Origin of the sequence: Jiangella gansuensis DSM 44835 (genome assembly GCF_000515395.1) — a bacterium.
GTDB classification, from domain to species: Bacteria; Actinomycetota; Actinomycetes; order Jiangellales; family Jiangellaceae; genus Jiangella; species Jiangella gansuensis.
Genome location: NZ_KI911782.1, coordinates 2,932,707 through 2,957,096 on the forward strand (window position 1 = coordinate 2,932,707; position 24,390 = coordinate 2,957,096).

Consider the following 24,390-nt stretch of genomic DNA (forward strand, 5'->3'; position numbering starts at 1 on the left):
ATGATCGCCCGCGATGAGGACGTCGTTGCGCTGGGCCATCGCCGCGGGGACGGTGGTCGCCGCGGGTGCCGGCGCCGTCGCCGTGACCGGGGGTTTCGGTGCCGCCGCTCCCCCGCCGCGCGAGACGGCCGCCGCGGGCGACCCCGTCGACGCCGGCCCGGCCGAGCTCGCGGCCCATGCGTGGACCGTCCGCGACGACATCGCCACCCGGGCGCTGGAGGGCATCGACGGCGCCGAAGCCTGGCTGGTGCTCGCGGCCGAGGTCACCGCCGCAACCGACCTGACCACGAAGTTCCCGGACGACGCGCTCGCGCTGCCCGACGGCCTGGGGGTGGACGATCCGGAACAGGTTGTCCTCCTGCCCGACCTGCGCCGGGGTCCGGACCTGCAGCCCGGCCTGCCGAGTCAGGTCCTGCTGCTGTGGCCGCTGCCCGGGGACGTCCTCGCCGGCGACGCGCTGGCCGACGACGATCTCCCACTCGACTACGTCCGGCTGCGGCTGGACGACAGCACCATCGACTCCAGCCAGGTGTGGCGGGTCGACGGCGTCGCGGCCACTACCGTCGTGCCCCGCGACGATGCCGTCGGCGACGAACTGGCCGAGGAGGACTGATGGCGCGGCACGCCCGGCGGCGCCGGCCCTCCAGGACCGGCCTGGCCGCTATGACGCTGGTCGCCGTGGCGGCGGGCGCCCTGGCTTCCGAGGCCGAGTCCCGCTGGCCGGTGAACGCGCCGTTCGTCCGCACCGGCGCGGTCGGCACGGTGCTCGACATCGAGCCGGTCCGGGTGACGGTGCACGGCGTCCGCTCCGCGACCGTGCTGTCCGACGGCCTCGACGAGCTGGAGTCCGCGGGCACGTGGATCGCCGTCGACGTGTCCGCCGCCGCCCTCACCGAACCGGCCACCATCGCGGAGATGGCGTTGCGCGACACGGCCGGCCGGGAGTTCCGGCAGACCGACCGCTCGTCCAACCCGATGGTGGGCAGCGCGTTCGATCCGCTGATCACCGAGCGCGGCGAGGTGGTCTTCGAAGTGCCCGACGACGTCGCCGGTGAGGTCGTCCCGGTGATCAGCCCGGACGCGCCGCGCCGCGCCGTACCGCGGGCGGCGGCCGAGGTGCCGCTGACCGTCGAAGCGCCTAGTCCGGAGCCCCTGGTCCCACGTGGTCGCGAGCTGGCGACGGAGGACGCATGAGCGGCGGCTGGTGGCGGCGCAACCGGCTGGCGTTGCCGGCCATGGTGCTGGCCCTCGGCGCGCTGACCTGGCCGGCGTCGGAATCCGCGCGCGAGCAGTGGTGGCCCAACGGCGAACACGTCGCCCACTCCCCCGGCGCCGACGGCTGGACCACCGTCGACGGCGTCGGGTTGCGGCTGGCGAGCTTCGGCCCGGCCGAGGCACCCGATCCCGACGACCCGATCCCGGCCGGGCACACCGTCTGGCGGGCCGAGGTCGAGGGCACGCCCGCGGACGAGTCGCTGTCCTGCGACGTGACGCTGCAGGACACCGAGGGTCTCCGATACGGCAGCCGCGGCCACTACCTGCCGTCGTTCGACGACGAGACCTTCGGCCTCGCCTGCGGCGGCGACGAGCCGGGCGGCGTCGTCTACTTCATGCTGCCGGACGACAGTGAGCCGCACGCGGTACGGGTGCGGTCGCTCAGCACCCTGCCGGACTACTGGCTGCTGCCCGCCGGCTGACCGGCGGAGCGGATCTCGGCGGGAGCGCCGCCCGCGGCCGGTTCCGCCGCCACCGTCGAGGTCACCGGGAGCCGCCCCACCAGCGCGTCGGCCGCCGCGGCCAGTAGGGCCGCCGAGAGTATCTGGACGACGATGGTCGTCACCATGTCCAGCGGCCGGGCCACGGCGAGCCAGTCGATGATGGGCGCGGGACCGACGACCAGCCGCGCGGCGCCCCAGATGACGTACCCGACCTGCCCCACCGCGACATAGGCCAGGCAGAACAGCAGCGCCGAGTTCCACCCGGACCGCCAGATCATGGCCACGCCACCGATGAGCGGTCCGAACCGCCGCTCGGAGTCGAGGCTCGCCCGCCAGGCGCGTTCCACCGTGCGCTCGCCCACCCGCGCCGACACCCGTCCGACCAGCCGTGATGCCCGGGACGCGCCGTCACCGGACACGGACACGGCCGCCGCCGGCTGGGTGCCGTACACAACCGCGCCGAAGGCCAGCCACGAGATCGGCACCACGATGCCCACGAACAAGCCCGCCGCCAGCACCTCTCCGGCCGGGCCGGCGATCTCCGACAGAGTGGCCAGTGCCTGAAACCGCTCGGTCAGCCCCTCCCGCCAGGTGTTGATCCGTTCGGTCACCACGCGCGTGCCGAGCCACTCCCGGCCGATGGACGTGGCCAGCGCGATCACGAAGACACTCAGCACGATCCACACCACGTCGCAGTAACCGCCGAGCGCCTGCAGCATGCCCCGGCGCAGCGACGTGTGCTCACGGCGGCGGGCCAGCCGGCCGGCCAGCCAGCGCACCGCCAGCGCGCCGAGCGCGGTGCCGAGGACGACGGCGGACGCCGCCTGCGGGATGCGGGAACCCACCTCGAGACCGCTGCCCATCAGGGCGACGGTGTCGTGGGCGGACTCGTTGTAGTACTGCCGTTGGTCCTGTTCGAGCGTGCCGTAGTGCTCGTAGACGACGAGGAACGGCACGATCATGCTGCCGAGCACGGCGAACACCGTGCGCACGCGCCGCCCGGCCGGCACCGTGGACGGCCGCATGACCAGCAGCATCGCGACGGTCACGAGCATCGCGCTCAGCGGCACGAGGGCCAGGACCAGCAGCCCGAGTACCGCCGAGTGCCGGCCGGCCCAGACCGCCGCGTCGAGGGTGAACTCACGCACCACCAGACCGGCCGCGGCCAGGGCGACCAGGGCGGGCCAGCAACGGCGAAGGCGCCGCCATGCGTCGAGCAGGACGGCGCCTCTCACCGCGGACGGGCCCCTTACAGGTACTGGCCGGTGTTGGCCACGGTGTCGATGGACCGGCCGGCCTCGCTGCCCTGCTTGCCGGAGATGAGCGTGCGGATGTAGACGATCCGCTCGCCCTTCTTGCCGGAGATGCGCGCCCAGTCGTCGGGGTTGGTGGTGTTGGGCAGGTCCTCGTTCTCCTTGAACTCGTCGAAGCACGCGGTGAGCAGGTGCTGCACCCGCAGGCCCTTCGAGCCGGTGTCGAGGAGGTCCTTGATCGCCATCTTCTTCGCCCGGTCGACGATGTTCTGGATCATCGCGCCGGAGTTGAAGTCGCGGAAGTACAGGACCTCTTTGTCACCGTTGGCGTAGGTGACCTCGAGGAACCGGTTCTCCTCGGTCTCGGAGTACATCTTCTCGACCGCCCGCTGGATCATGGCCGCCGTCGTCGCCGCCGAGTCGCCGCCGTGCTCGGCGAGGTCGTCGGGGTGCAGCGGCAGGGTGGTCGTGAGGTACTTGCTGAAGATGTCGCGAGCAGCCTCGGCGTCCGGTCGCTCGATCTTGATCTTCACGTCCAGGCGACCGGGCCGCAGGATGGCCGGGTCGATCATGTCCTCGCGGTTGGACGCGCCGATGACGATGACGTTCTCGAGGCTCTCGACGCCGTCGATCTCGCTCAGCAACTGCGGGACGATGGTGTTCTCGACGTCGGACGACACGCCGGACCCGCGGGTGCGGAACAGCGAGTCCATCTCGTCGAAGAACACGATGACCGGCGTGCCCTCGCTGGCCTTCTCACGAGCCCGCTGGAAGACCAGCCGGATGTGCCGTTCGGTCTCGCCGACGTACTTGTTGAGCAGCTCCGGGCCCTTGATGTTGAGGAAGTACGACTTGTGCTCGGACATCCCCTTGAGCTTCGCGATCTGCTTGGCCAGGGAGTTCGCGACCGCCTTGGCGATCAGCGTCTTGCCGCATCCGGGCGGGCCGTAGAGCAGGACGCCCTTCGGCGGGCGCAGTTCGTGCTCGCGGAACAGCTCCGCGTGCAGGAACGGAAGCTCGACCGCGTCGCGGATCTGGTCGATCTGCCGCGTCAGGCCGCCGATGTCAGTGTAGTCGATGTCCGGGACCTCTTCGAGGATGAGCTCCTCGACCTCGGACTTCGGGATGCGCTCGTAGACGAAACCGGCGCGCGGCTCCAGCAGCAGCGAGTCACCGACGCGCAAGCCGGAGTCCTGAAGCGGGGAGGCGATGCGCACCACCCGCTCCTCGTCGGTGTGCCCGATGACCAGGGCGCGATCGCCGTCGGCCAGCAGCTCCTTGAGCATGACGACCTCGCCGATGCGTTCGTACTCGAGGGCGCGCACGACGTTGAGAGCCTCGTTGAGCATGACCTCCTGACCGGGCCGCAGCTCGTCGAGGTCGACCTCGGGGCTGACGGCCACGCGCAGCTTGCGGCCGCCGGTGAACACGTCGACGGTGCCGTCGTCGTGTCGCACCAGGAAGGTGCCGAACCCGGACGGCGGCTGCGCCAGCCGGTCGATCTCCTCCTTCAGCGCGACGATCTGGTCGCGCGCCTCGCGGAGAGTGGCCGCCAGCCGCTCGTTCTGGGCGTTCACCGATGCCAGGCGGGCCTCGAGGAACGCCACCTCCCCAGCCATGTCGGACGGCTCCCGCCCGGAGCCCCGACGGCCGTGGTCGAAGCCATCGTCGTACGAAGCCATCTCGCACCTCCTCGTAAGGGGGTCGTCTATAGCCAGACCCTACAGTCGCGGCGCCCGAACGCCACGCAGGAGATCAGGTAGTGACCAGATGTTGACGTTCGGTGTCATCCGGCGGTGATTGTCTCTACCCCAACTCGCGACCGGCACCACGGGTTCCACCCCCGTCCGACCTGCGCCGAGGCGCCGGCTCACGCTCAGCCGCGCTACTCGGCGGGTTCCGTGTTGCCCGGCGCGGGGCGCCTGCGACGCGCCGGCGGGGTGACGCCGGGCGCCATCCGGCGCGCCGACACGAGGAAGCCGGTGTGCCCGATCATGCGGTGGTCCGGCCGCACGGCCAGGCCCTCGACGTGCCAGGTGCGAAGCATGGTCTCCCACGAGGCCGGCTCGGTGAACCGCTGGCTCTCCCGGATCGTCTCGACCGTCTTGGACAGCTGAGTGGTGGTGGCGACGTAGCAGCACAGCACCCCGCCGGGCACCAGCACGCGCGCGGCCGCGTCGACACACTCCCACGGGGCCAGCATGTCGAGGATCATCCGGTCGACCTCGGTGTCGTCGAGGCTCTCGACGAGGTCGCCGACGGTGAGCCGCCAGGCCGGGTGCTCACCGCCGAAGAACCGTTCGACGTTCGCGGCGGCGATCTTCGCGAACTCGGCGCGCCGCTCGTAGGAGTGCAGGGTGCCGTCCGGGCCGATGGCCCGCAGCAGCGACATGGTCAACGCGCCGGACCCGACGCCGGCCTCGACCACCCGGGCGCCCGGGAAGACGTCGGCCATGGCCACGATCTGCCCGGCGTCCTTCGGATAGACCACCGCCGCGCCACGCGGCATGGACAGCACGTAGTCCGCCAGCAAGGGCCGCAGCGCCAGGTACGCCGTCCCGCCGGTGGACACCACGACAGAACCCTCCGGCTCACCGATCAGCGCGTCGTGACGGAAAGAGCCCTTGTGGGTGTGGAACTCCTTGCCGTCGGCCAGCGTGATGGTGTGGTGGCGGCCTTTGGGGTCGGTCAGTTGCACCTGGTCGCCGACCCGGAACGGGCCGGTGCGGCGGGACGATTCGGTCGCGGACATGCGGTGCAGGCTATCGGCGCGGCGGGTTCCGCTTCGCGGCGGGAGGTCCCGGCCCCGCCCGCTCCCATTCACCCACCCGTTGATCTTGGAGTTCTCGCGGAATCTACCGGACGAATCGGGCGGCGATTCCGCCATTGCTCCAAGATCAACCGAGTAGGACGGGCCGGCGGGGCCGGGCGGGCAGGCGAGACGGGCGGGTCAGCGGGCGGCCAGCGCCGCGTCGACGTCGGCGGTGGCGAGCACGCCGTACACGCGGCCGTGCTCGTCCACCACCAGGTACTCCGACGCGGGTGTCTCCCGGATGGCGCGCAACAGCGCGTCGCCTGTGACGTCCAGCGCCAGCACCATGCCCTTCTCCAAGGAGCGCGCCGACTGGGCGATGGTGACCCACGGCCGGCGCTGCTCCGGGATGGCGGTCACCGCGGCCTCGCTGACCAGGCCGGTGGGACGGCCCGCGCTGTCGACCACCACGAGGGACGTGACCCCGGCGAGGTCGGCCTGCTTGAGCGCCTCGGACACGGGGAGGTCCGGGGCGACCGGCGCGGCCCGCCGCGCCAGCGTCCGGGTGTCGAGCCGGGGCAGCCGGGCGCGCATCCGCCCTACCGCCAGCGCCTGGGTGGCGCCGGTCCACATCAGCGCGGCCACCAGCCCGGCCCACACCATGCCGAACAGGGTCGGCTGACCGCCGCTGAGCACGAACGGCGTCACCAGCACGAGGGCCGCGAGGACCTGCCCGGCCCGGGCAGCCACGACGGTGCCCCGGTTCTCGTCGCCGCTCAGCCGCCACACCGTGGCCCGCAGCATGTGCCCGCCGTCCAGCGGCAGCGCCGGGAGGAGGTTGAACACGCCGACGACGAGGTTGGCGAGGGCGAGCTCCCAGACCAGGAACCGAAGCACGTCGTCGTCGACGACCTGGGTGCCGAGCAGCCCCAGCCCGCCCAGCACCAGCGACAGCGCGGGACCGGCCGCGGACACGACGATGTCGCGGCCGGGTGTCGGCGACTCGCGCTCGATCTCGGTGTAGCCGCCGAGGAAGTGCAGCGTGATGCCGCGCACCGGAAGGCCGAACGCGCGCGCGGTGAGGGCGTGGCCGAACTCGTGCAGCAGCACCGACACGTACAGCAGGACGGCGAACGCCCCGGCCACGACGTAGGCGCCGTTGCCGAGACCGGGCAGATAGTCGGTGACCAGCGGCTCGCCCCAGTAGGTGATCACCGCAGCCACGATGAACCACGTCGGGCTGACGTGCACGGGTATGCCCGCCATCCGCCCGAGGCTCAGCTTCCGCCCGTCACGAGTCGCCACAGCACAAGGCTACGGCGTGTGCCGGCCACTCTGTCGGTGGTGTGTTCTACGCTCGCGAACATGACCATCCGCATCCGCACCGCCGCCGAGGAGACCCCCGGCGCCGCTGCGCGGGCGGACGGCACCGACGCCGAAGAACGGGCGCTGAGCCTGTCGCCGTCGCGGGCTTCCGACTTCATGACCTGCCCGTTGCTGTACCGCTTCCGCACCATCGACCGGTTGCCCGAACCACCCAGTCCCGACGCCACCCGTGGCACCGTCGTCCACAGCGTCCTGGAGCGGCTGTTCGACCTGCCCGCCGCCGAGCGCACTCCCGAGCGCGCCCGCACCATGGTGCGGCCGGCCTGGGACGAGCTGCTGGAACTCGAGCCCGCGGTGGCCGACCTGTTCACCGACGACGGCGACGGCTCGGCACTGGCCACGTGGCTCACCAGCGCCGAAGAGCTGGTGCAGCGGTATTTCGCCCTGGAGGATCCACGGCATCTCGAACCGGCCGAGCGGGAGTTGTACGTCGAGACGACACTCGAGTCCGGGCTGCGGCTTCGCGGCTACGTCGACCGGCTCGACCGCGCCGTCCAGACCGGTGACCTCCGCGTCGTGGACTACAAGACCGGCAAGGCGCCGCGTGCCGGGTTCGAGCAGCGGGCCATGTTCCAGATGCGCTTCTACGCCCTGGTGCTGTGGCGGCTGCACGGCCGGGTGCCGCGGCTGCTGCAGCTGGTCTATCTGGGCAGTGGCGAGATCCTGCGCTACGAACCGGACGAGGCCGACCTGCGCGCCACCGAACGCAAGCTGGCTGCGCTGTGGCAGGCCATCCAGCGGGCCACCGAGAGCGGCGACTGGCGGCCCAGCCCCAGCCGGCTGTGCGACTGGTGCAGCCACCAGGCGCTCTGCCCGGCCTACGGCGGCACCCCGCCGCCGTTGCCGTCCACCGTCGTGGCCGACGCTGACGACGAGGCGCCGTCGCCGCGCACGTCACCGGTCGACGCCTAGCGGCTTCGCCGGCCTGGTGGGCTCCGAGCCCGGGCGTGTCATCCTGCCGGTGGAGGCCACACCTCGCCGTCACGGACGAGCCGCGGCACCGGCCGGGCGGCCTACCGTTGATCGCGTGACGGCGCGTTCCCGACTGTTCCCGCGGATCCACCCGTGGCTGCTGGATGCCAGCCTGACCGTGGTGCTCGCCGTCTCCGCGGTCATCGCGCTGTTCGTCTACACCGACCCCAACGGCATCGATTTCCAGGACGGCGACGCGCTCGGTGTGGTCGTCGTGCTGGCCATCACGGCGCCGTTGATCGTGCGGCGGCGCTGGCCGGTCCCGGTCGGCCTGGTCGTCGCGGCCGGACTGTTCAGCTTCGTCGCCGTCGACTACGCGATGCCCACCGCGGCGATGGTGATGCTGATCGCGGTCTACAGCGCCGCCAACTACGCTGCCCTGCTGCCGTCACTGGCGGTCCTGGCCGTCAACGTGGCCGCGTCCATGGCATACACGGCGGCCAGCAGCGCCCGCCATCCCGAACAGTCCATGGACAGCGCCGCCAGCATCTTCATCAGCGTGTTGCTGATCGTCGGCGCCTGGGGGGTCGGCCGGGCGGTGCGCAACCGGCGCCTGTACACCGCCGAACTGGAGGACCGCGCCCGGCGGCTGGAACGGGCCAACGACGTGGAGGTGCGGGCCGCCATCGCCGAGGAGCGCTCGCGGATCGCCCGCGAGCTGCACGATGTCGTCGCCCATCACGTGTCGGTGATGACGGTGCAGGCCGCCGGCGCGCGCCGGTCGCTGCACCGCGATGTCGAGCGCAGCGCCGACGCGCTGCGCTCCATCGAGGAGACGGGCCGGGCCGCGCTGGCCGAGATGCGCCGCGTCGTCGGCGTCCTGCGCACCCCGGACGGCGACGGCCGCGACGTCCCGCAGCTGGCCACGTTGACCCCGCAGCCCGGTCTGGCGGACCTGGACGAGCTGGCCGAGCACATGCGTTCGGCCGGTCTGCCGGTGCGGGTCGAGGTCGACGGCGAGCCGGGCGCGGTCCCGGTCGGCGTGGAGCTGACGGCGTTCCGGGTCATCCAGGAGGCGCTCACCAACACCATCAAGCACGCCGGCCCGTCGGCCGCCACCGTCCACGTCCGGTACCTGCCGACCGAGCTGCACCTCCAGGTCTGCGACGACGGCCACGGTGTCGCGGCGGCGCTGGAGGGCGGCCGGCCGGGTCACGGCCTGCTCGGTATGCGCGAACGAGTCGCCCTCTATGGTGGAACCCTCGCGGTCGGCCCGCGCCGCGGCGGGGGTTTCGAGGTGCGGGCGAAGATCCCCTACGACGAGGCCGCCCGCGCGGCGAACGCGTCGCGGAACATGACCGAACAGAACGGAACGGTGTGACGATGACGGCCCAGCCCATCCGGGTGCTCCTGGTCGACGACCAGCCGCTGCTGCGCACCGGGTTCCGCATGATCCTCGAGGCGGAGGCCGACATCGCCGTCGTGGGTGAGTCCGGTGACGGTGAGGCCGCGGTGGCCGACACCCGGGCGCTGCAGCCCGACGTGGTGCTCATGGACATCCGGATGCCGCGCATGGACGGCGTGCAGGCCACCCGGCTGATCACGGGCGCCGAGCGCGCCGCCGCGCCGCGGGTGCTGGTGCTCACCACGTTCGATCTGGACGAATACGTCGTCGAGGCGCTGCGGGCCGGTGCCAGCGGGTTCCTGCTCAAGGACGTGCCGGCCGAGGATCTGGTGACGGCCATCCGGACGGTGTCGCGGGGCGACGCCGTGGTGGCGCCGAGCATCACCCGCCGGCTGCTCGACATGTTCGCGACCCGTTTCCCGGCCGCCGACTCCCCCACCCCGGCCAACCTGAAGCACCTCACCGACCGCGAGCGTGAGGTGCTGACGCTGGTGGCCCGCGGCTACTCCAACGCCGAGATCGCCGCCGAGCTCGTGGTGTCCGAGACCACGGTGAAGACGCACGTGGGCAACGTGCTCACGAAGCTGGGGCTGCGCGACCGGGTTCAGGCGGCCGTGTTCGCCTACGAGAGCGGCCTGGTCCAGCCCGGCGCCATCTGACCCGTCCGCCGCCCGGACGGGCGTGGCGCCGAGTCTCGTCGTACTCCTCGCGGACGACCCCCGCTCCCGGGTCGTCCCCACGACGGAGCGGGCAGACCGTGCCGTTCGCCGATCATCTCGCCGGGTCGGAGTCCTAGCGTGGAACACGATAGAACGACCAGCTGACGAGGAGCGCACCGGTGACGACGGATCCCAGCTCGCCGCGCACGGCGGCCCGCGCCGCGGACCTGACCAAGATCTACGGGACGGGCGACACCGAGGTCGCCGCGCTCGGCGGCGTGTCGGTGGAGTTCGCCGCCGGCCAGTTCACCGCCATCATGGGCCCGTCCGGGTCCGGCAAGTCCACGCTCATGCACTGCATGGCGGCCCTGGACTCGGCGACGTCGGGCGAGGTGTACATCGGCGACACCGAACTGAGCAAGCTCAACGACAAGGAGCTGACGAAGCTGCGCCGTGACAGCGTCGGCTTCATCTTCCAGGCGTTCAACCTGGTGCCGACGCTGACGGCGCGGGAGAACATCACACTGCCGCTCGACATCGCCGGCCGCGACCTCGACAAGGAGTGGTTCGACACCGTCATCGCCACCGTCGGGCTCGGCGACCGGCTCACCCACAAGCCCAATCAGCTCTCCGGTGGGCAGCAACAGCGGGTGGCGTGCGCCCGGGCCCTGGTCAGCAAGCCCGACATCATCTTCGCCGACGAGCCCACCGGCAACCTCGACTCCCGCTCCGGCACCGAGGTGCTGTCGTTCCTGCGCCGCTCGGTGCGCGAGTTCGGGCAGACCATCGTCATGGTGACGCACGACCCGAACGCCGCCGCGTACTCCGACCGGGTGCTGTTCCTCGGCGACGGGCTCATCGTCGACGAGATGGCCGACCCCACCGCCGAGAAGGTTCTCGAGCGGATGAAGGGCTTCGACGCGGTGGGGCAGGCATGATCCGCGCCACCCTGAAGAACCTGGCCGCGCGGAAGCTGCGGCTGGCCATGAGCGCGTTCGCCATCGTGCTCGGCGTGGCGTTCGTCGCGGGTTCCTACGTCTTCACCGACACGATCGACAGGACCTTCGACGACATCTTCGGCGGCCTGTCCTCCGACGTCGTCGTCCGGCCCGACCTGCCCGGCGACGCGGACTTCTTCGCCGGCTTCAACGCCGGCACCACCACGACCATCCCGGCCGAGGTGGTGGACGACGTCGCCGAGCTGCCCGGGGTCGATCGCGCCGACGGCGAGATCGAGAGCCAGAGCATGTTCGTGCTCGACTCCGAGGGCGAGCTCATGACCACCCAGGGCGCCCCCGGCGTCGCCGTGAACTGGCACGACGGTCCCGCGGCCGACGGCAGCCAGGTGCTGGAGCTGGTCGACGGCGAGGTGCCGGACGGCCCCGGCGAGGTGGCGCTCGACGACCGCACGTTCGAGGACTCCGGCTATCAGCTCGGCGACGAGGTGCAGTTCGTCAGCACCGGCGACGAGCCGCGGGTCAGCGCCGAACTCGTCGGCGTCGTGCGGTTCGGCGAGTCCGGCAGCCTGGCCGGCGCCAGCCTGTCGGTGTTCGACACGCGCACCGCCCAGGAGCTGTTCCTCGGCGGCGAGGACGGCTTCTCGCGCATCTCCGTCACCGCGGCCGAGGGCAGCACGCCCGAGGAGGTCCGCGACGAGGTCCGCGCGGCCCTGCCGTCCGGCCTGGAGGCGCTCACCGGTGCCGAGGTCGACGACGAGACCGCGTCCGCGATCGAGGAGGGCCTCGGGTTCTTCAACACGTTCCTCCTGGTGTTCGCCGCGATCGCGCTGTTCGTCGGGATCTTCCTGATCCTGAACACGTTCTCGATCCTGGTGGCGCAACGCTCGCAGGAAATGGCGCTGTACCGGGCGCTCGGCGCCGGGCGGCAACAGGTGACCAGGTCGGTGATGCTGGAAGCGGCCGTCGTCGGCGTGGTGGGTTCCACCCTCGGCCTGCTGCTGGGGCTGGGAGTGGCGCAGCTGCTCAAGACCGTATTCGGGGCGTTCGGGCTGGAGCTCGGCGGCGGCCTGGTGGTGGCGCCACGCACCATCATCGTGTCCTACGTCGTCGGCATCGTGGTCACCATGGTGGCGGCGTACGTGCCGGCCCGGCGCGCGTCCAAGGTGCCGCCGGTGGCCGCGATGCGCGACGACGTCGTCCTGCCGGAGTCGTCGCGGCGCCGGTCCGGCTGGCTGGGCGGTGCGCTCGTGCTGCTCGGCGGCGGCGCCATGGCGGTCGGCCTGCTGACCAGCGTGAACGACGCCGCCCTGCTGGTCGGCGTCGGCATCCTCGGGGTCTTCATCGGGGTGGCGCTGCTTGCGCCGGTGCTGGCGCCGCCGCTGCTCAAGGTCCTGGCCGGCTGGTACCCGTCCGCGTTCGGCACCGTCGGCCGGCTGGCCCGCGAGAACGCGCTGCGCAATCCGCGCCGTACCGCGGCCACCTCGTCCGCGCTGATGATCGGCATGGCGCTGGTGACGGCCATCTCCATCGTGGGTGCGTCGGCCAACGCCACCGTCGACCGTGCCCTCGACGACGGCGTCCGGGCCGAGTTCGTCGTGTCCAACGCGGTGGGCCAGCCGTTCTCGCCGGCGGTGGCGCAGACGGTCAGCCAGGTCGACGGCGTCGACGAGGTCGTCTCCGTCCGGGCCGCACCGGGGCTCGTCGACGGCGACCAGACGTACCTGCAGGCCTTCGACCCGGCGGCGTACAGCCGCGCGGCGGACATCGAGATCGTCGAGGGCTCCGACGACCTCGGCGACGGCGGATTCCTCATCGGCGAGGACCAGGCCGAGTCGGAAGGGCTCTCCGTCGGCGACACCGTCCGGCTGACGCTGCCCGGGTCGGACGAGGAGATCGAGCTGGTCGGTGTCTACGCGCAGTCGCCGCTGCTGTCCGGGGGCGTCATCGTCAGCCAGCAGACGCTCGAGGACGGCGCGGTACCGGCCGTCGACTCGATGCTCTACGTCGTCGCCGACGAGGGCGCGGACCTCACCACCCTGCACGCCGGCCTGGACGAGGCCACAGCGGACCTGCCCACGGTCACCGTGCAGGACCAGGAGGAGTACAAGCAGCAGTCCCGCGACCAGGTCAACCAGCTGCTGTTCCTGGTGTATGCGCTGCTGGGGCTGGCGGTACTCATCGCCGTGCTCGGTATCGTCAACACGCTGGCGCTGTCGGTCATGGAGCGTACCCGCGAGGTCGGGCTGCTGCGCGCCGTGGGCCTGAGCCGGCGGCAGTTGCGCCGCACCATCCGGCTGGAGTCCATCGCGATCGCCGTCCTGGGTGCGGTGCTCGGCGTGGCCCTCGGCCTGCTGTTCGGGGTGTCTCTGCAGCAGGCCATCGCCGACGACGGCCTCGAGGTGCTGTCGATCCCGGGCGGCCAGCTGGTGGTGTTCGTCCTGCTGGCCGCCGTGATCGGGGTGCTGGCCGCGGTCTGGCCGGCGCGCCGGGCGGCGAAGCTCGACGTGCTGCGGGCGATCACGACGGAGTAACCGACCCCTCCCATGATCATCAGGAGTTGGTACGGCTATGACCGGGACAACCCTTGATGATCATGGGAGGGGCGGGTCGGGTCGACGACGGCGGAGGCCGACGGCTGGATCCGCCCGGCCTCGATCTCCTCGGCCCAGTGACACGCCACTCGATGCGCCTGCGGATGCCCGGCCACGTGCCGCAGGGCCGGCCGCTCGTCGTCGCACCGGGTGGGCTGGCGGAACGGGCAGCGGGTGTGGAACCGGCACCCGGCCGGCGGGTCCGCGGGCGACGGCAGGTCGCCGCTGAGCAGGATCCGCTCCCGGGCGTCCTCGACGGCGGGGTCCGGGATCGGCACCGCGGACATCAGCGCCTTGGTGTACGGGTGCAGCGGCCGGGCGTACAGGTCGTCCGACGGCGCCTGCTCGACCAGAGTGCCCAGGTACATGACGGCGACGATGTCGGCGATGTGCCGGACCACCGCGAGGTCGTGGGCGATGACCAGGTAGGTCAGGCCGAGCCGGTCCTGCAGCTCCTCCAGCAGGTTCACCACCTGCGCCTGGATGGACACGTCCAGCGCCGAGACCGGCTCGTCGGCGACGATCAGCTGCGGTTCCAACGCGATGGCCCGGGCGATGCCGATGCGCTGGCGCTGCCCGCCGGAGAACTCGTGCGGATACCGCGACGCGGCCGACGCCGGCAGCCCCACCAGGCCGAGCAGCTCGCGCACCCGGGCCTGGTGATCGCCGCCGATGTCGTGAGCCCGTAGCGGTTCGGTGAGCACCGACTGCACGTTCTGTCGCGGGTCGAGGCTGGCCATCGGGTCCTGGAAGACCATCTGCATCTGCCGGCGCATCCGGCGCAGCTCCTCGCCCTCCAGTGCGGCGAGGTCGGTACCGTCGAAGGTCACCGTGCCGGCCGTGGGCTGCACCAGCCGCAGGATCGCCCGGCCGAGCGTGGACTTCCCGCAGCCGGACTCCCCCACCAGCCCGACGGTGGCGCCGCGAGGGATGTCGAGGTCGACACCGTCGACCGCCTTCACCGCGCCCACCTGCCGTTCGAACAGGACGCCGGATCTGATCGGGAAATGCACCTCGAGCCCGCGCAGCGACAACAGCACGTCGGCCGGCTCCGGTTCGGCCGCGCTCCCGGCGTCGCTGGTCATGCCGGCACCTCCTCGGGCTCGGTCAACGGGTTCAGGCAGCGCAGCGACCGGCCGCCGATCGACTCCAGCGGCGGCGGGCCGTCCGTGCACGCGTCGATACGGTTCGGGCAGCGCGGCGCGAACGCGCACCCGTCCGGCCAGGCCAGCACGTCCGTCGGCGAGCCGGGGATCGGGTGCAGCGGCGCGCCGCGGGGCGCGTCCAGCCGCGGCACCGACGCCAGCAGGCCGCCGGTGTACGGGTGCCGGGGCGCGCCGAACAGGTCCCGCCGGCCGGCCGATTCCACCACCCGGCCGGAGTACATGACGTGGACGGTGTCGCACAGGCCGGCCACGACGCCGAGGTCGTGCGTGATCATCACCAGCGCCGCACCGGTGTCCTGCACCAGCTCCTTGAGCAGCTCGATGATCTGCGCCTGGATGGTGACGTCGAGCGCCGTCGTCGGTTCGTCGGCGATGAGCAGCCGCGGCTGGCAGGCCAGCGCCATCGCGATGAGAGCGCGCTGGCGCATGCCACCGGACAGCTGGTGCGGGTACTCCTTGAGCCGGCGGTTCGGGTCCGGGATGCCGACGCGTTCCAGCAGCCCTTCGGCGGCCTTCCGGGCCGCGTCACCCTTGAGGTCCTGATGCCGTTCCAGCACCTCGGTGACCTGGATCCCGATCGGCACCACCGGGTTGAGCGACGACATCGGGTCCTGGAACACCATCGCGATGTCGCGGCCCCGGATGTCGCGCATCCGGTCACGCGGCAGGGTCAGCAGGTCCTCGGTGTCGAACAGCACCTGCCCGCCGACCCGGACACTGCGGCGCGGCAGCAGGCCCATGACCGCAAGCGAGGTGACGCTCTTGCCGCTGCCGGACTCCCCCACCAGGCCGACGGTCTCGCCGGGGCTGACGGTGAACGTGACACCGTCGACGGCGCGCACGTCCGGGCTGCCCTTGCGGGTGAACGCGACGGACAGGTCACGGACGTCCAGGAGCGGGCCGCGGGCTTCGGAGATGATCACGCTCACCGCCGGTACTTGGGGTCGATGGCCTCGCGCAGCCGCTCGCCGAGCATGGTGAACCCGAGCGCGGCGATGACGATGGCGATGCCGGGGAACAGAGCCAGGTGCGGCGCGGAGGCCAGGTACCGCTGGGTGTCGGCGAGCATCCGGCCCCACTCCGGGACCCGCGGATCGGCGCTGCCCAGGCCCAGGAACGACAGCGCGGCCGCCTCGATGATGGCCGTCGCCAGTGTCAGCGTCGCCTGGACGATCACCGGCGAGATCGAGTTCGGCAGGATGTGCCCGAACACGATGGACCGCCGCCGCACCCCGAGCGACTCCGCGGCCAGCACGTAGTCGCTCTGGCGCTGGGACAACATCTGCCCGCGCAACAGCCGGGCGAACACCGGCACGTTCACGATCGCGATGGCGATCATGACCGAGGTGAGGCTGGCACCCAGCAGCGCGGCGATGGCGATCGCCATCAGCAGCCCCGGGATGGACAGCATGACGTCGACGATCCGCATGACCAGGGAGTCGACCCACCGGCCGAACGCCCCGGCCAGCACGCCCAGGCTCAACCCGCCGATCATGCCCAGCAGCATCGCGACCACGCCCACCAGCAGCGATTGCCGGGCACCGTAGATGACCCGGCTCAGCTCGTCGCGACCGGACGCGTCCAGCCCGAACCAGTGCTCCGCGGACGGGCCCGGGATGTTGGTCGGGGTGATCTGCCCGGAGCCGGGCCGGGCGTCCGGCGCGTAGGGCGCCAACAACGGCGCCAGGATCGCCACCAGCACGAAGAAGGCGATCAGGCAGAACCCGACGATGGCCACCGGGTCACGCCGCAGCCGCCGCCACGCCTCGCGCCGCAGGTTGCCGGCGCTCTGCTCGACCTGTTCGGACTCGGTCGCCGACTCGATCTCGGACAAGCTCATTGGTCGCGCTCGCCTCCTCGTTCGGCTCCGCGGGCGGACCTCGTTCCTCGGCCAACCACTCCGCTCACTCGTCGGCTCGGCTGCTCCGGCCTCATGGGGTCACCTCACCCTCACTCTCGGGTCGATCAGCCCGTAGGAGATGTCGACGAGGAGGTTCACCATGACGTACATGGCGGCGATCACCAGGATGAAGCCCTGCAGCACCGCGTAGTCGCGCGTGCTGATGGCGTCGTAGATGAACCGCCCGACACCGTCGAACGCGAACACCGTCTCGGTCAAGATGGCGCCGGAGAACAGCAAGCCGGCCTGCAGGCCGATGACGGTCACCACCGGCAGCAGGGCGTTGCGCAGCACGTGCCGGCGGGTGATGGTGCGCTCCATCAGGCCCTTGGCCTCGGCCGTGCGCACGTAGTCCTCGTGGGCCACGTCCAGCACGCTGGCCCGGGTGATACGCACGATGATGGCCAGCGGGATCGATCCCAGCGCGATGGCCGGCAGCACCAGGTGCACTATCGCGTCCCAACTGGCCTCGAGATCGCCCGTGAGTATCCCGTCCAGCACGTACAACCCGGTGGGATGCTCCGTGTCCAGGCGCGGGTCCTGCCGCCCCTGGGTCGGGAACCAGCCCAGCCGCACCGAGAACACGTACTTGAGGATGTAGGCGAGGAAGAACACCGGCACCGCGACCCCCAGCAGCGAGCCGGACACCGAGAGGTTGTCCAGCCAGGTGCCGTAGCGCCGCGCCGCGAAGTACCCCAGCGGGATGCCGATGCCGATCGCGAAGATCAGCGCGGCGAGCGACAGCTCCAGGGTCGCCGGGAACGTCCGCACCATCTCCTCGGTGACCGGCCGATTGGTCCGGGCGCTGTTGCCGAAGTCCAACTGCACGGCCTGGGAGATGAACTTCCAGTACTGGACGTACCAGGGTTGGTCAAGGCCGTACAGCCGCTCGATGCGGGCGACGGACTCGGCGGTGGCGCGCTCCCCCAGGAGGGCCTGGGCGGGCCCTCCCGGGAGCGCGCGCAACCACACGAACAGCAGCACCGACAGCCCGAAGAGGATCGGGACGAGCAGCAGCAGCCGCCGTACGACGAACTTGAGCATCTACGCGTCAATCCAGGTGAGCGTTGGTGTCAGTGGCATGACTCGAGATCCTCAGTCGACTGTCACCGTGGCGAAGCTCTCGTTCGACAACGGGTCGGGCACGAACCCGTCGACGCCTTCGCGGAAGGCGATGGCCGGTTCGCTGTGCACGTACGGGATGCCCGGCAGGAAGTCCATGATCAAGCGGTTGGCTTCCTGGTAGAGCTCGGTGCGGCGATCCGGGTCGGTCTCCTGCTCGGCCTCGTCGAGCTTGGCGAAGATCTCCGGGTTGTTGAAGCTGCCGAACTGCGGGTTGACCGTCTGGAAGAAGGTGCCGACGAAGTTGTCCGGGTCACCGAAGTCGCCGTTCCATCCGAGCAGGAACATGGGCGTCCCGCCGGTCTGGGTGGCGTCGAGGTAGTCCGGGTTCCACGGCGCGGTGTGCGGCTCGATGGTGAAGCCGACGGCCTCCAGGTCCGCCGCCATGAGCTCCCAGTTGGCCTGGGCGTTCGGCATGTACGGCCGCGAGACGTCGGTCGGGTACCAGAACGGCAGCGTCAGGTCGGTGACGCCGGACTGGGCGATCAGCTGCCGGGCGAGGTCCGGGTCGTAGTCGTAGGTCGTGACGTCATCGGCCCAGCCGAACAGCTCCGGCGGCATGAACTGCGTCGCCTTGACCGCGCCTTCGGGATAGTTGCTGCGGATCAGGTTGTCGAAGTCGATCGCGTGCGCGATGGCCTGCCGGATCTGGAGGTTGTCGAACGGCGGGTAGTTCTGCTGGAACCCGATGTAGGCCACGTTGAACGCCGGCCGCCGCAGGATCTGGAACCCGCTGGACTCCAGCAGGTCGACGTCGGCCGGGTCGACCAGGTCGTAGCCGTCGATCTCGCCGCTCTCCAGCGCCTGCCGGCGCGCCGGACCGTCCGGGATGACGGTGAAGATGAGCTCGTCGACGTTCGCCGGCTCGTCCCAGTAGTCCTCGTACCGGGACAGGCGCACCTCACTCCCGCGCTGCCAGGACTCGAACTGGAACGGGCCGGTGCCGATGGGGTGCTCGTAGCCGAAGGTCCCTTCGAACGACGGCGACTCGCCGGTGCCGCTGACGGCGTCGGCCTGGAACTCCTGCAGCGCCGCCGGGCTGGCGATGGTGAACGCCGGCATGGCCAGCGCGGACAGGAACGCCGACGAGGGCCGCGACAGGCTGATGACGGCCGTGTGCTCGTCGGTGGCCTCGCACCCGGTGTAGAGGCTCTCGCCCAGGTTGGGGTCCTCGTTGGCGGCGAACCCGCCCATCACGGTGCCCCAGTAATAGGAGACCGCCGGGCTCTGCAGCACGCCGGCGAAGTTGTACCAGCGCTCGAAGTTGAAGCAGACCGCCTCGGCGTCGAACGGCTCGCCGTCGTGGAAGGTCACGTCCTGCCGCAGGGTGAACGTCCATTGCAGGCCGTCCGGGCTGGCCTCCCATGACTCCGCCAGCGCGGGTTCGATCTCGGTGCCGCCCTCCTCGCTGCGCACCAGACCCTCGAAGATCTGGTTGATCACCCGGGTGGACTCGCCGTCGCTGACCAGGGCACCGTCCAGGATCACCGGATCGGCCGATCCGGCGAAGACGAGGGTGCCGCCACCGTCGGAAGCGGAGCCGCCGCCGTCGTCATCGCCGCCACACGCCGTGAGCCCTACAGCCAGTGCACCGGCCAGGGCTCCCGCGGCCAGCCTGCGGTTCAGGCTCATGCCACGCATGTCACACCTCACACAGCTCGACTGCCGGGCGGTCATCCGACCGGCTGGGCTGTGACAGTACTTCCTTACACGCGGACGACAGTCACCGCTGAGTCATGATGACATCGCGATTTCGCAACAGTCTTTTAGAGTGAAACATGCGAAATTGCACCTGTCACATCACACGCGATCCAACCGCGAGTCATCGAACATCGCCAGCAGATCCGCTGCCCGGACTCCGGCGAGCGTGTCGATGACGATCATGCCCGGCTCCGGCTCCGCGGCAACCGCGTTCGGTATGGACACCACCCGGGCGCCGGCCGCCAGCCCGGACGCCGCACCCCGCGGCGAATCCTCGACCACCACGCAGTCGGCGGGGTCGACGCCGAGCCGCCTGGCTGCGGTCTCGTACGGCTCCGGGTGCGGCTTGCCGTTGGTGACCTCGTCACCGACGACGACCACCTGGAACGTGCCGGACGGCAGCAACGCCACCACCGCGTCCGCGAGCACCCGGTACGACATGGTCACCAGTGCCGACGGCACGCCCAGCGTACGTAGCTCGGCCAGCAGCTCCGCGGCGCCGGGCTGCCACGTCACCCCGTCGGCGAGACCACGCAACACCTCGCCGATCATGTGGTCCACGATCTGCGGTGGCGTCATCGGGATGTCGCCCTTGTCACGGATGTAGGCAGCGGCCTCCAAGAGGTCGCTGCCGACGAGCGCCAGGCTGTCGGCCTCGGTCCAGGTGCCGCCGTGCCGGTTCACGAGCGCCTCCTCGGCGCCCATCCACAGTGGTTCGGTGTCGATGATGGTGCCGTCCATGTCCCACAGGACGGCAGCGGGTAGATGCGACGTCACATACGGCATCGTCCCATGCGCGGCCGCCGGAGCCGTGGGCGGTCCATCCCGCGGAAGGACTTGACGGATCCGTCGTCAGCGGGAAGCGTGGATGACGCGAACGGTCGCCAGTCGGCCCATGACCACGGCATCCACGGCGCGATGCCGACATCCATACAACCGATGCGGAGCGCCGACCTGACGGTGCGCTCCGTCGGAGGTCACCATGCTCACCCTCACCGAGAACGCCGCCGCCGTCATCCGCAACATCGCCGGGCAGCAGGACATGCCGGAAGGCACCGGCATGCGCATCGCCGCCGCCGTCGACGGCGGGCTCAATCTCAACCTGTCCCCCGGTCCCGAGGACGGCGACCAGGTCGTCGACCAGGGCGGTGCCCGGCTGTTCCTCGACTCCCAGGCCGCGCAGATGCTCGACGACAAGGCGCTAGACGCCGCGGTCGACCCCGACGGAGCCGTCCAGTTCGCCCTCGCCGAGCAGGAGTAGGCGCCCGCTACGTCGCGTTGAAGTACTTCGCCTCGGGGTGATGCACGACCAGCGCGTCCGTGGACTGCTCGGGGTGCAGCTGCAGCTCCTCGGACAGGTTCACGCCGATCCGCTCCGGGCGCAGCAGCCGCACCAGCTTGACCCGGTCGGCCAGCTCGGGGCAGGCCGGGTAGCCGAAGGAGTACCGCGACCCGCGGTATTCCTGCTTGAGGATGCCGCCGAGCGCGGGGTCGTCCTCGGCGCCGAACCCGAGCTCGTCGCGGACGCGCGCGTGCCAGTACTCCGCCAGTGCCTCGGTGAGCTGCACCGACAGTCCGTGCAGCTCCAGGTAGTCGCGGTAGGAGTTGCTCTCGAACAGCTTCCCCGTCGCCTCGGCCACTCCGGAGCCCATGGTCACCAGCTGGAATGCGACGACGTCGACGTCGCCGGACGCACGGGACCGGAAGAAGTCGGACAGGCACAGCCGGCGGTCGCGGCGCTGCCGCGGGAACGTGAAGCGCTCCAGTTCCTTGCGCTGATCGTCCGGATCCAGGATGACGAGGTCCCGGCCCTCGGACACGGCCGGGAAGTACCCGTACACGACGGCCGCCTCGAGGATGCCCTCGGTGTGCAGGCGGTCCAGCCACATGCGCAGCCGCGGCCGCCCCTCGGTCTCGACCAGGTCCTCGTACGACGGGCCGCCGCGGCTGCCCTTCAGCCCCCACTGGCCGAGGAACGTCGCCCGCTCGTCCAGGTACGCCGCGTAGTCGGCCAGGCGCAGGCCCCGCACCACGCGGGTGCCCCAGAACGGCGGTACCGGCACGGGGTTGTCGGCGGCGACATCGGAGCGCACGTCGGCGGCGTCGTCGTCGGCTGTGCGCTCGCGTGCCGTGCCGCGTGCGACGCGCCGCTTGCGCAGTGCCGGCAGCGCCTCGGCCAGGTCCTTGCCCGGGTCGGTGCGCACACTGGCGACCGCGTCCATGAGCCGCAGCCCTTCGAACGCGTCGCGCGCGTACCGGACCTCGCCCTGGTAGATCTCGGCGAGGTCGTCCTCGACGAAGGCGCGGGTCAGCGCGGCGCCGCCGAGGATGACCGGCCAGCGCGCCGACACCCCGCGCTGGTTCATCTCCTCCAGGTTCTCCCTCATGACCACGGTGCTCTTCACCAGCAGCCCGGACATGCCGATGACGTCGGCACGGTGTTCCTCGGCGGCGTCGAGGATCGCGTTGATCGGTTGCTTGATGCCGAGGTTGACCACGTCGTAGCCGTTGTTCGACAGGATGATGTCGACGAGATTCTTGCCGATGTCGTGGACGTCACCCTTGACCGTGGCGAGCACGATCGTGCCCTTCGACGCGTCGCTGCCGTCGTCCAGCTTCTCCATGTGCGGTTCGAGGTGGGCGACGGCGGCCTTCATGACCTCCGCGCTCTGCAGCACGAACGGCAGCTGCATCTGGCCCGAGCCGAACAGCTCGCCGACGGTGCGCATGCCGCTCAGCAGGGTGTCGTTCACGATCGCCAGAGCGGGCTTCTGCGTCAGAGCTTGATCTAGGTCCGCCTCCAGACCCTTGCGCTCGCCGTCGACGATGCGCCGCTCCAGCCGCTCGAACAGCGGCAGCCCCGCCAGGGCGGCCGCGCGGTCCTCCGTCGTCGCCGTCACGCCCTCGAACAGCTCGAGGAACCGGGTCAGCGGGTCGTAACCGGGCTCGTCGCCGTCGGCCGGGCGGCGCCGGTCGTAGACCAGGTCGAGGGCCACCTCGTAATGCTCCTGCGGGATCCTCGAGATCGGCAGGATCCGGGCGGAGTGCACGATCGCGGAGTCCAGGCCGGCGGCCACGCACTCGTGCAGGAACACCGAGTTCAGCACCGTCCGGGCGGCCGGATTCAGGCCGAACGAGACGTTCGAGACGCCCAGCGTCGTCTGGACGCCGGGGTGGCGGCGCTTGATCTCGCGGATCGCCTCGATGGTCTCGATGCCGTCGCGGCGCGTCTCCTCCTGTCCGGTGGCGATGGGGAACGTCAGGCAGTCGACGATGATGTCCTCGACCCGCATCCCCCACTCACCGGTCAGCTGGCCGATGAGCCGCTCGGCCACCCGGACCTTCCACTCGGCGGTGCGCGCCTGGCCTTCCTCGTCGATGGTGAGCGCGATGACGGCGGCACCGTGCTCCTTGACGACCGGCATGATCTTGCGGATGCGGGAGTTCGGGCCGTCGCCGTCCTCGTAGTTCACGGAGTTGACGACGCTGCGCCCACCCAGGCATTGCAGGCCGGCCTCGATGACCGCCGGCTCCGTGGAGTCGAGCACGAGCGGAAGGGTGCTCGCGGTCGCCAGCCGGGCGGCCAGCTCACGCATGTCGGCCGCGCCGTCGCGGCCCACGTAGTCGACACACAGGTCCAGCAGGTGTGAGCCGTCGCGGGTCTGTGAGCGGGCGATCTCGACACAGTCGTCGAGGCGGCCTTCGAGCATGGCTTCGCGGAACGCCTTCGAGCCGTTGGCGTTGGTGCGCTCGCCGATGGCCAGGTACGAGGTGTCCTGCCGGAACGGGACGTGCTGGTACAGGCTGGCCGCGCCGGCCTCGACCTGCGGGCTGCGCGGCGCGACCTCGCGGCCGCCGACCCGCTCCACCACCTGCCGCAGGTGCTCCGGCGTGGTGCCACAGCACCCGCCGACCAGCGACAACCCGTACTCGGCGGTGAACAGGTCGTGCGCGTCCGCCAGCTGCCGCGGCGTCAGCGGGTAGTGCGCGCCGTCGGAGGTCAGCTCCGGCAGTCCGGCGTTCGGCATGCAGGCCAGGCCGGTAGTCGCGTAGCGCGCCAGGTGCCGCAGGTGCTCGCTCATCTCGGCCGGGCCGGTGGCGCAGTTGAGCCCGATGTGGTCGAGGCCGAGCGGTTCGAGCGCGGTCAGCGCGGCGCCGATCTCGGAACCCAGCAGCATGGTGCCGGTGGTCTCCACCGTCACGTTGACGATCAGCGGGACGTCGACGCCCGCGGCCTTCATGGCTCGGCGGGCGCCGATGACGGCGGCCTTGGCCTGGAGCAGGTCCTGTGCGGTCTCGACGAGCACGGCGTCGGCGCCGCCGGCCAGCAGCCCGTCCACCTGGGCGCGGTAGGCATCGCGCAGGGTCGTGAAGTCGACGTGGCCCAGCGACGGCAGCTTCGTGCCGGGCCCCACGCTGCCCAGCACCCAGCGCGGCCGGTCGGCGGTGGACCACCCGTCGGCGACCTCGCGGGCCAGCCGGGCGCCGGCTTCGGCGAGTTCGTGGATGCGGTCGGCGATGTCGTACTCAGCAAGATTGGCGTGGTTCGCCCCGAACGTGTTCGTCTCCACGCAGTCGACGCCAACCGCGAAGTAGGCGTCGTGGACGGAGCGGACCACGTCCGGGCGTGTCACGTTGAGGATCTCGTTGCAGCCCTCGAGCCCCTCGAAGTCGTCCAGGGTGAGGTCCGCGGCCTGGAGCATGGTGCCCATGGCACCGTCGGCCACCACGACGCGCCGCTTCAGGGCCTCGCGCAAGCTCCCCCGCATCACGCCAGAGTACGGCCATCATCACAGCTCACAAGGAAACGTCCGCGATACGGACGATTCGTCTCTCGATTCGAGACGAGTGGGCGAGCCAAGCAGC

General features: G+C 71.0%; 20 protein-coding genes. 9 read left to right on the top strand and 11 right to left on the bottom strand.

Features of this window, described 5'->3' with window-relative positions; all coding sequences use genetic code 11:
• Positions 1–13 precede the first annotated feature (13 nt).
• Genes JIAGA_RS0114165 through JIAGA_RS29765 form a run of 3 tightly spaced genes read left to right on the top strand, consistent with a single transcriptional unit; the run spans position 14 to position 1,697 of the window.
• The gene (locus JIAGA_RS0114165; RefSeq protein ID WP_026876174.1) at positions 14–613 is read left to right on the top strand and encodes a hypothetical protein; all 600 of its coding nucleotides are present in this window, start codon (positions 14–16) and stop codon (positions 611–613) included.
• Positions 613–1,194, top strand: coding sequence for a hypothetical protein (locus JIAGA_RS0114170; protein WP_157553155.1), 582 nt, complete (start codon positions 613–615; stop codon positions 1,192–1,194). The genes JIAGA_RS0114165 and JIAGA_RS0114170 overlap by 1 nt, the downstream gene beginning before the upstream one ends.
• Complete coding sequence (locus JIAGA_RS29765) at positions 1,191–1,697, top strand: hypothetical protein (protein ID WP_035812529.1); 507 nt, start codon at positions 1,191–1,193, stop codon at positions 1,695–1,697. Before JIAGA_RS0114170 ends, JIAGA_RS29765 begins: the two co-directional genes overlap by 4 nt.
• Here the strand turns inward: JIAGA_RS29765 and JIAGA_RS0114180 are convergent.
• The 4 genes from JIAGA_RS0114180 to JIAGA_RS0114195 form a co-directional block, all read right to left on the bottom strand.
• Positions 1,673–2,953 carry a hypothetical protein gene (locus JIAGA_RS0114180; protein ID WP_026876176.1) on the bottom strand — a complete coding sequence of 427 codons (1,281 nt, stop codon included), beginning with the start codon at positions 2,951–2,953 and terminating at the stop codon, positions 1,673–1,675. The two genes, JIAGA_RS29765 and JIAGA_RS0114180, sit on opposite strands and share 25 nt — an antisense overlap.
• Positions 2,954–2,967: 14 nt before the next feature.
• Positions 2,968–4,653, bottom strand: coding sequence for a proteasome ATPase (gene arc / locus JIAGA_RS0114185; RefSeq protein ID WP_026876177.1), 1,686 nt, complete (start codon positions 4,651–4,653; stop codon positions 2,968–2,970).
• Between the two features lie 203 nt (positions 4,654–4,856).
• Positions 4,857–5,723, bottom strand: coding sequence for a tRNA (adenine-N1)-methyltransferase (locus JIAGA_RS0114190; RefSeq protein WP_035812531.1), 867 nt, complete (start codon positions 5,721–5,723; stop codon positions 4,857–4,859).
• Between the two features lie 198 nt (positions 5,724–5,921).
• A complete protein-coding gene (locus JIAGA_RS0114195; protein WP_035812533.1) occupies positions 5,922–7,028 on the bottom strand; it encodes a site-2 protease family protein in 1,107 nt (368 codons plus the stop codon).
• Between the two features lie 60 nt (positions 7,029–7,088).
• Here JIAGA_RS0114195 and JIAGA_RS29770 point away from each other — a divergent pair, with 60 nt between their 5' ends.
• The 5 genes from JIAGA_RS29770 to JIAGA_RS0114220 all read left to right on the top strand — a co-directional run bounded on the left by JIAGA_RS29770 (position 7,089) and on the right by JIAGA_RS0114220 (position 13,575).
• Positions 7,089–8,021 carry a RecB family exonuclease gene (locus JIAGA_RS29770; RefSeq protein ID WP_084470320.1) on the top strand — a complete coding sequence of 311 codons (933 nt, stop codon included), beginning with the start codon at positions 7,089–7,091 and terminating at the stop codon, positions 8,019–8,021.
• A gap of 115 nt (positions 8,022–8,136) precedes the next feature.
• Positions 8,137–9,402 (top strand): sensor histidine kinase, encoded by a 1,266-nt coding sequence (locus JIAGA_RS29775; protein ID WP_035812534.1) that lies wholly within the window; start codon positions 8,137–8,139, stop codon positions 9,400–9,402.
• A 2-nt stretch (positions 9,403–9,404) separates the two neighbouring features.
• Positions 9,405–10,085 (top strand): response regulator, encoded by a 681-nt coding sequence (locus tag JIAGA_RS0114210; RefSeq protein ID WP_035812536.1) that lies wholly within the window; start codon positions 9,405–9,407, stop codon positions 10,083–10,085.
• A 179-nt stretch (positions 10,086–10,264) separates the two neighbouring features.
• Positions 10,265–11,023, top strand: a complete 759-nt coding sequence (locus JIAGA_RS0114215; RefSeq protein WP_026876181.1) for an ABC transporter ATP-binding protein — start codon at positions 10,265–10,267, stop codon at positions 11,021–11,023.
• Positions 11,020–13,575, top strand: coding sequence for an ABC transporter permease (locus JIAGA_RS0114220; protein ID WP_026876182.1), 2,556 nt, complete (start codon positions 11,020–11,022; stop codon positions 13,573–13,575). The genes JIAGA_RS0114215 and JIAGA_RS0114220 overlap by 4 nt, the downstream gene beginning before the upstream one ends.
• 35 nt (positions 13,576–13,610) lie before the next feature.
• Here JIAGA_RS0114220 and JIAGA_RS0114225 read toward each other — a convergent pair whose 3' ends face one another.
• From JIAGA_RS0114225 to JIAGA_RS29780, 6 genes are all read right to left on the bottom strand, one after another.
• Positions 13,611–14,720, bottom strand: a complete 1,110-nt coding sequence (locus tag JIAGA_RS0114225; RefSeq protein ID WP_026876183.1) for an ABC transporter ATP-binding protein — start codon at positions 14,718–14,720, stop codon at positions 13,611–13,613.
• Positions 14,717–15,721 (bottom strand): oligopeptide/dipeptide ABC transporter ATP-binding protein, encoded by a 1,005-nt coding sequence (locus tag JIAGA_RS0114230; protein ID WP_026876184.1) that lies wholly within the window; start codon positions 15,719–15,721, stop codon positions 14,717–14,719. The genes JIAGA_RS0114225 and JIAGA_RS0114230 overlap by 4 nt, the downstream gene beginning before the upstream one ends.
• 5 nt (positions 15,722–15,726) lie before the next feature.
• Entirely contained in the window at positions 15,727–16,641 is a 915-nt protein-coding gene (locus JIAGA_RS0114235; RefSeq protein WP_026876185.1) for an ABC transporter permease, read from the bottom strand.
• Positions 16,642–16,740: 99 nt separating this feature from the next.
• Positions 16,741–17,745: an ABC transporter permease gene (locus tag JIAGA_RS0114240; protein WP_026876186.1), complete on the bottom strand. Its 1,005-nt coding sequence runs from the start codon at positions 17,743–17,745 to the stop codon at positions 16,741–16,743.
• 51 nt (positions 17,746–17,796) lie between these two features.
• Positions 17,797–19,455 carry an ABC transporter substrate-binding protein gene (locus JIAGA_RS0114245; protein WP_026876187.1) on the bottom strand — a complete coding sequence of 553 codons (1,659 nt, stop codon included), beginning with the start codon at positions 19,453–19,455 and terminating at the stop codon, positions 17,797–17,799.
• A 168-nt stretch (positions 19,456–19,623) separates the two neighbouring features.
• Positions 19,624–20,310: an HAD family hydrolase gene (locus tag JIAGA_RS29780; RefSeq protein ID WP_035812538.1), complete on the bottom strand. Its 687-nt coding sequence runs from the start codon at positions 20,308–20,310 to the stop codon at positions 19,624–19,626.
• Positions 20,311–20,506: 196 nt separating this feature from the next.
• Here JIAGA_RS29780 and JIAGA_RS0114255 point away from each other — a divergent pair, with 196 nt between their 5' ends.
• A complete protein-coding gene (locus JIAGA_RS0114255) occupies positions 20,507–20,785 on the top strand; it encodes a hypothetical protein (RefSeq protein ID WP_026876188.1) in 279 nt (92 codons plus the stop codon).
• 7 nt (positions 20,786–20,792) lie between these two features.
• Here JIAGA_RS0114255 and metH read toward each other — a convergent pair whose 3' ends face one another.
• Positions 20,793–24,293: a methionine synthase gene (metH, locus tag JIAGA_RS0114260; RefSeq protein WP_051426084.1), complete on the bottom strand. Its 3,501-nt coding sequence runs from the start codon at positions 24,291–24,293 to the stop codon at positions 20,793–20,795.
• Positions 24,294–24,390 lie beyond the last annotated feature (97 nt).